Source organism: Halomonas sp. (genome assembly GCF_031581305.1).
Lineage (GTDB): Bacteria > Pseudomonadota > Gammaproteobacteria > Pseudomonadales > Halomonadaceae > Halomonas.
This window is the reverse complement of record NZ_JAVLBC010000177.1, coordinates 1-6,721: the sequence shown is the minus strand read 5'-3', so window position 1 is coordinate 6,721 and position 6,721 is coordinate 1. Positions and strand designations below refer to the sequence as shown.

General features: G+C 66.7%; 4 protein-coding genes. 2 read left to right on the top strand and 2 right to left on the bottom strand.

Annotation, left to right across the window (positions count from 1 at the left end; all coding sequences use genetic code 11):
* Positions 1 to 113 precede the first annotated feature (113 nt).
* Positions 114 to 1,028 carry a LysR family transcriptional regulator gene (locus tag RI841_RS13165; protein WP_310706078.1) on the top strand — a complete coding sequence of 305 codons (915 nt, stop codon included), beginning with the start codon at positions 114 to 116 and terminating at the stop codon, positions 1,026 to 1,028.
* On the opposite strand, the gene RI841_RS13160 is transcribed toward RI841_RS13165, so the two are convergent.
* The gene (locus RI841_RS13160; RefSeq protein ID WP_310706076.1) at positions 1,015 to 2,631 is read right to left on the bottom strand and encodes an ATP-binding protein; all 1,617 of its coding nucleotides are present in this window, start codon (positions 2,629 to 2,631) and stop codon (positions 1,015 to 1,017) included. The two genes, RI841_RS13165 and RI841_RS13160, sit on opposite strands and share 14 nt — an antisense overlap.
* A 3-nt stretch (positions 2,632 to 2,634) precedes the next feature.
* A complete protein-coding gene (locus tag RI841_RS13155; RefSeq protein WP_310706074.1) occupies positions 2,635 to 3,348 on the bottom strand; it encodes a winged helix-turn-helix domain-containing protein in 714 nt (237 codons plus the stop codon).
* A 361-nt stretch (positions 3,349 to 3,709) separates the two neighbouring features.
* Between RI841_RS13155 and RI841_RS13150 the strand changes: the two genes are divergently transcribed.
* Positions 3,710 to 6,631 (top strand): ribonucleoside-diphosphate reductase subunit alpha, encoded by a 2,922-nt coding sequence (locus RI841_RS13150; protein ID WP_310706073.1) that lies wholly within the window; start codon positions 3,710 to 3,712, stop codon positions 6,629 to 6,631.
* The last annotated feature ends 90 nt before the right edge of the window (positions 6,632 to 6,721 follow it).

The following is a 6,721-nucleotide window of genomic DNA, read 5'->3' as shown; positions in this document are numbered from 1 at the left end:
CCATCGTCATGATGACATCCTTTGTTCATGAATGATGCTGGTAAGTCTCGCTGGCCACGGGAGGTGAATCAAACTAAACTTTCTAATCTTCAAGATGAATCAGGCTCACCCCCATGCTCGAACTTCGCCATCTGCGCACCCTGGTCGCCCTGCGCGATGCCGGCTCACTGGTGGAGGCGGCCGAACGCGTGCACCTGACCCAGTCGGCCCTCTCTCACCAGATCAAGGACCTGGAGGAGCGCCTGGGCAGCCCGCTGTTCCTGCGCAAGTCCAAGCCGGTAGAGTTCACCCGGGCCGGTACACGCCTGCTGACCCTGGGGGAGCAGATCCTGCCGCTGGTACGCATGGCCGAACGCGACCTGGCCCGGCTGGCCGGCAACGAACAGGGTCGGCTGCACATGGCCATCGAGTGTCACAGCTGCTTCCAGTGGCTGATGCCCACCATCGACCACTTCCGCGACCACTGGCCGGAGGTGGAGATCGACATCCCCGGCGGACACCACTTCGATCCCCTGCCGGCGCTGGCCCGCGAACAGCTCGACCTGGTGATCACCGCCGACCCCCAGCCACTGCCCGGCATCCACTACGAGCCGCTGTTCCGCTATGAGGGCCTGCTGGCGATATCCCGTCAGCATCCCCTGGCGGGTCGCCCCTTCGTCACGCCCGAGGCGCTGGCCGAGGAGACCCTGATCACCTATCCGGTGGAACACTCCCGGCTGGACGTCTTCACCCAGTTCCTCGACCCCGCCGGGGTGCGACCGAAGGAAGTGCGTACTGCCGAGCTGACGATCATGATGATGCAACTGGTGGCCAGCGGACGCGGTGTCTGCGCCCTGCCCAACTGGGCCCTCACCGAGTACCTGGAGCGCGACTACGTCAAGGCCGTGGCCCTGGGCGAGAAGGGCGTATGGAGCACGCTGTTCGCGGCCATCCGCGAGGAGACTCGCGGCGCACCCTGGATGGAGGATTTCCTGCGCACCGCCCGGGAGACCTCCTTCGCGGTGCTGGAGGGAATCAGGCCGGCGTAGCGTTGCGCCGCGGCAGCAGCAGGGTGAAGCGCGCGCCGCCGAGCGTGGCGCTGGCATCCACCATCACGCTGCCGCCGTGCCAGGCCATGACCTTCTGCACGATGGAGAGCCCCAGGCCGTAGCCGCCGGAGCGGCGAGTGCGGCTATCGTCCAGGCGGGCGAAGGGCTTGAAGACCTCGGTGCGCGCTGCCACGGGAATGCCGGGGCCATCGTCCTCTACATCCAGGCGCACCAGCCGGGGTTCGCTCTGCAGGCGAATCGCGACCCGGCTGCGGGCATGGCGACAGGCATTGGCCACCAGGTTCTGCAGCGCCCGTTGCAGGTAGCGTGGCTCTGCCTGCACCTCCACTTCCGGTCCCTCGTCCAGCTCGATGCGAATATCGCGATGCAGCGGCCGCAGCGCCTCGATGACCCGTTCGGCCATGGCGCGGCAATCGACCAGAGAGGTCTCGAGTTCAGCACCGTTGGCCGTCTCGCTACCCAGCCGGGCGTAGGTGAGGATCTCGTCGATCAGTTCGTCGAGCTCGGTGATGTCGCCATCGACGCCCTCCAGCTGGCGACGGATCGCCGGGTCATCGGTCATGTCCTCGACCATCTGCACAGCGAAGCGGATACGCGCCACCGGGGTGCGCAGCTCGTGGGAGACGGCGCGAATCATGTCCTGCTGGGCGCGCAGCAGCGACTGTACCTGGGCGGCCATGCCGTTGAAGGCCATCCCCAGGCGCCCCAGGAAGTCGCCGCTTTCGACCTTGACACGGGTATCCAGGCGCCCGGCAGCGATACGGGTCGCCGCCAGCTCCAGGCGCGCCATGCGGGCCTCCACCCCGCGCACGATCAGGTAGATGATTGCCGCCAGCACGCCGAGCAGCAACACCAGCAGCAGCAGCTGCAGCGTGACCGGCAGCGGTTCGAAGGCCTTCACCGGGCCGATGGCCAGCCAGCGGGTCTGCGGGTCGCTGCCGGGCAGCAGGCGGTACATCGCCATGGACCAGCGCCCGGGCAGCAGGCGGATCACCACCTCCCCTTCGGCCAGGCGCGTCAGCTGGCGGGTATCCAGCCCCTCGGGCGGGGACGCGCTCAGTTGCAGGGGAATGCCATCACCGGCGACCCGCTCCAGCTTGGCCTGGCGCGCGTCGCCCGACACCTGAGCGAGCCACTCGGCGAGCAGCTCGGTGAGCCCACGCAATTGCTGCTCGCTGAGGCTCGCCACGTCGACCTCCAGCAGCTGCTCGCGTCCGGGCAGCAGACGCTGCAGGCGCCAGCCATGCTCGCCCCGGGGCATGACCAATACGTGGCCGCGCTCGAGACGCGAGCGGGAGAAGTAGTTCAGGGAGAGGTCATCAACCGACACCAGACGCAGGGTCATGTCGAGCTGTTCCGCGCGACTCGCCAGCCACGCCTCGCGCCCGGCCTCGGGCAATGCGTCGACCCAGGCGGTCAGCACTCGCATGGGCGGCTCGACCAGCTGCTCGCGATAGTGCTCGCGGCGCACCTGGTCGACCATGGCCAGCCCCAGCAGGGCCAGGCCGAAGGTCAGCAGCAGTGCCAGCGCCAGCAGGACATAGACGCGCAGGAAGGTGCTGTCGGCCAGGGTCCGACGCATGGCTCAGCCATCCCTGACGAAGAGGTAGCCCTTGCTGCGCACCGTCTTGATGCGGTGCGGCTGGTTGGGATCATCGCCGATCTTGGGGCGAATGCGCGACACACGCACGTCGATGGAGCGATCCTGACCGTCGTACTTGATACCGCGCAATCGTTCGAAGATCTCCTCGCGGGTCAGCACCCGGCCGGCGTTGCTGGCCAGCAGCCAGAGCAGGTCGAACTCGGCACTGGTCAGGTCGATACGCTCGCCACCCAGCCAGGCCTCGCGGGTGGCGTTGTCGATCACCAGGTCGGCGAAGGTCAGGCGGGTCTCCTCGCCGACCTCAGCCGGCTCCGCGCGCCGCAGCAGAGCGCGCATGCGTGCCAGCAGGACCCGCGGCTGTACCGGCTTGGCCACATAGTCGTCGGCGCCCATCTCCAGCCCGAGCACCTGGTCCATGTCGTCGGTGCGGGCGGTGAGCATCATGATCGGGCCGGGATACTCGCTGCGCACCCGACGGCAGATCGACAGGCCATCCTCGCCCGGCAGCATCAGGTCGAGGATCACCAGGTCCGGCTGCAGAGAGAGAATCTTCTCCACACCATGGGCACCGTCGGCCTCCACCGTGACCCGGAAACCGTTCGTCTCCAGGTAGTCACGGGTCAGGCCGGCCAGCCGCTCGTCATCCTCGATGATCAGCACATGATCCTGTTCCTGGGCTTGCAAGCTGTCGTCCATCCTCTTTTCCATCCTGACGGGCCGATGAGCGGTTGCGACGCTCCCGCGACGGGGAGCCAACGCCAATGGCTAAAGGATACCCGAAATCCGGCACTCCGCCTTCCCGTCGCAACATGGCGACAGGGAGTGTCTCCGGAGCCCAACGACGGGCCCCGGAGAAGGGCTCCATTCTGCCCCATGGATGACCACAGCCGGTCCACAGGTTATCCACTTGCTGGAGGCCGGAAAGCACACTATCTTGTGTCTCGACCCGGCACGGATACTACATCATGTGCCATAGCAACCGACAGCATGCCTGTCAACCGTCGCCCGAGAGGCGGCCATTGACCATTAGACTCACCAGTCAGGGACCCCCGGCGCCATGGATACCATCATCACACCGGACGAGCCGTCCGTTTCGGTCACCGCACCCAAGACCCTGCGCGTCATCAAGCGCAACGGCGACGTCGTGCCCTTCGATGCCGACAAGATCGCCGTCGCCATGAGCAAAGCCTTCATCGCCGTGGAAGGCGACAACGCCGCCACCTCCTCGCGGGTGCGCGACTTCGTCCGCCAGGCCACCGACGGCATCGAGCAGGCCTTCCTGCGCCGTATGCCCGACGGCGGCACCCTGCATATCGAGGATATCCAGGACCAGGTCGAGCTGGCGCTGATGCGCGCCGGCGAGCAGCGGGTCGCCCGCGCCTACGTGCTCTACCGCGAGGAGCACGCCCGGGCCCGCGCCGCAGCCGGTGGTGACATCGTCAAGCCGCACCCCAGCCTCAACGTCACCCTCGCCGACGGCACCACCCGTCCGCTGGACCTGGGCCGCATCGAGACCCTGGTGTCGGATGCCTGCGAGGGGCTGGCCAACGTCGATGCCCAGAAGATCGTCGACGACTCGCTGAAGAACCTCTACGACGGGGTCACCGTGGACGGCGTCTCCCAGGCGCTGATGATGACCGCCCGCACCCTGGTGGAGAAGGATCCCGACTACACCTACGTCACCGCCCGCCTGCTGCAGGACAACCTGCGCCGCGAGGCACTCTCCTTCCTGGGCATCGCCGACGAGGCCACCTACGGGGAGATGGCCGAGCTCTACGCGCCGGCCTTCAAGGCCTATATCGCCAAGGGGATCGAGTTCGAGCAGCTCGACCCTCGGCTTGCCGAGTTCGACCTCGAGCGCCTGGGCGAAGCGCTGGACCACCATCGCGACAACGCCTTCACCTACCTGGGCCTGCAGACCCTCTATGACCGCTACTTCATCCACCGCGACGAGGTGCGCTACGAGCTGCCCCAGGTGATGTTCATGCGCGTCGCCATGGGCCTGGCACTCAACGAGGACGACCGCGAGGCGCGGGCCATCGAGTTCTACGAGCTGCTCTCGAGCTTCGACTATATGGCCTCCACGCCGACCCTGTTCAACGCCGGCACCGTGCGCAGCCAGCTCTCGTCGTGCTATCTCACCACCGTGCCCGACGAGCTCGACGGCATCTACAGCGCCATCCGCGACAACGCCCTGCTCTCCAAGTGGGCCGGGGGTCTGGGCAACGACTGGACGCCGGTGCGCGCACTCGGCTCCTGGATCAAGGGCACCAACGGCAAGTCCCAGGGCGTCGTCCCCTTCCTCAAGGTGGTCAACGATACCGCCGTGGCGGTCAACCAGGGCGGCAAGCGCAAGGGGGCGGTCTGCGCCTACCTCGAGACCTGGCACCTGGACATCGAGGAGTTCCTGGAGCTGCGCAAGAACACCGGCGACGACCGCCGCCGCACTCACGACATGAACACCGCCAACTGGGTACCGGACCTGTTCATGAAGCGGGTCTTCGATGACGGCGAGTGGACGCTCTTCTCCCCCGCCACCTGCCCGGACCTCCACGACCTCTACGGCGCGGCCTTCGAGCAGCGCTACGAGGAGTACGAGGCGATGACCCGCACGGGGGAGCTCAAGCTCTACAAGCGCGTCCGCGCCAAGGACATGTGGCGCAGGATGCTCTCGATGCTGTTCGAGACCGGTCACCCCTGGATCACCTTCAAGGATCCGTGCAACCTGCGCAGCCCGCAGCAGCACGCCGGCGTGGTGCACAGCTCCAACCTCTGCACCGAGATCACCCTCAACACCTCGGCCGACGAGATAGCGGTGTGCAACCTGGGCTCGGTCAACCTGGCCCAGCACGTCGTCGATGGCCGGCTCGACGGCGAGAAGCTCAAGAAGACCGTGCGCACCGCCGTGCGCATGCTCGACAACGTCATCGATATCAACTACTACGCGGTGCCCCAGGCGAGCCACTCGAACGCCAAGCACCGTCCGGTGGGGCTCGGCATCATGGGCTTCCAGGATGCCCTCTACGCCCAGGACATCGCCTACGCCAGTGACGCGGCCGTCGAGTTCGCCGACCGCTCCATGGAGCTGGTCAGCTATCACGCCATCGAGGCCTCCTCTGACCTGGCCGCCGAGCGTAGCCGCTACGAGAGCTTCGAAGGCTCGCTGTGGAGCCAGGGCATTCTGCCCATCGACTCCATCCAGAAGCTCAAGACCGAGCGCGGCGAGAAGTACATCGAGGTCGACGAGAGCGCCACCCAGGACTGGGACCGCCTGCGCGACAAGATCGCCGGCCAGGGCATGCGCAATTCCAACGTGATGGCCATCGCCCCGACCGCCACCATCTCCAACATCTGTGGCGTGACCCAGTCCATCGAGCCGACCTACCAGAACCTCTACGTGAAGTCGAACCTTTCCGGCGAGTTCACGGTGGTCAACGCGCCCATGGTCAACGACCTCAAGGCGCGCGGGCTGTGGGACGAGGTGATGATCAACGACCTCAAGTACTACGACGGCTCGGCCCAGCCTATCGACCGCATCCCGGACGACCTCAAGGCCAAGTATGCCACCGCCTTCGAGGTGGAGCCCAAGTGGCTGGTGGAGGCCGCCGCACGGCGCCAGAAATGGATCGACCAGGCGCAGTCGCTGAACCTCTACATCAAGGGGGTCTCCGGCAAGAAGCTCGACGTGACCTACCGCATGGCCTGGTTCCGCGGCCTGAAGACCACCTACTATCTGCGTGCCCTGGGCGCCACCTCGGTGGAGAAGTCCACCGTCGACCGCGGCACCCTCAATGCCGTCAGCAATGCCGCCCCGGACCAGGCGCCGGCGCCAGCGCCCTCTGCGGGGCCGAGCCGCCAGCCGTCGGCGGAATCCGGCCGGGAGCCGCGGGGCATCGAGGACTTCCTGCAGGGCAAGGGCGGTCAACGTCCGCCCGCCGCGGGCGATATCGACGAGCTGGGCTGCGAGGCCTGCCAATAACCCGGCCACGGGCGACGAGCTTCGGGCTATGAGCGGCTCGAAGCTCGAAGCTCGAAGCTCGAAGCTCGAAGCTCGAAGCTCGAAGCTCGA

Coding starts and splice junctions, on each gene's coding strand:
- RI841_RS13165 (WP_310706078.1), top strand. CDS start 114: ATGCTCGAACTTCGCCATCTGCGCACCCTGGTCGCCCTGCGCGATGCC.
- RI841_RS13160 (WP_310706076.1), bottom strand. CDS start 2,631: ATGCGTCGGACCCTGGCCGACAGCACCTTCCTGCGCGTCTATGTCCTG.
- RI841_RS13155 (WP_310706074.1), bottom strand. CDS start 3,348: ATGGACGACAGCTTGCAAGCCCAGGAACAGGATCATGTGCTGATCATC.
- RI841_RS13150 (WP_310706073.1), top strand. CDS start 3,710: ATGGATACCATCATCACACCGGACGAGCCGTCCGTTTCGGTCACCGCA.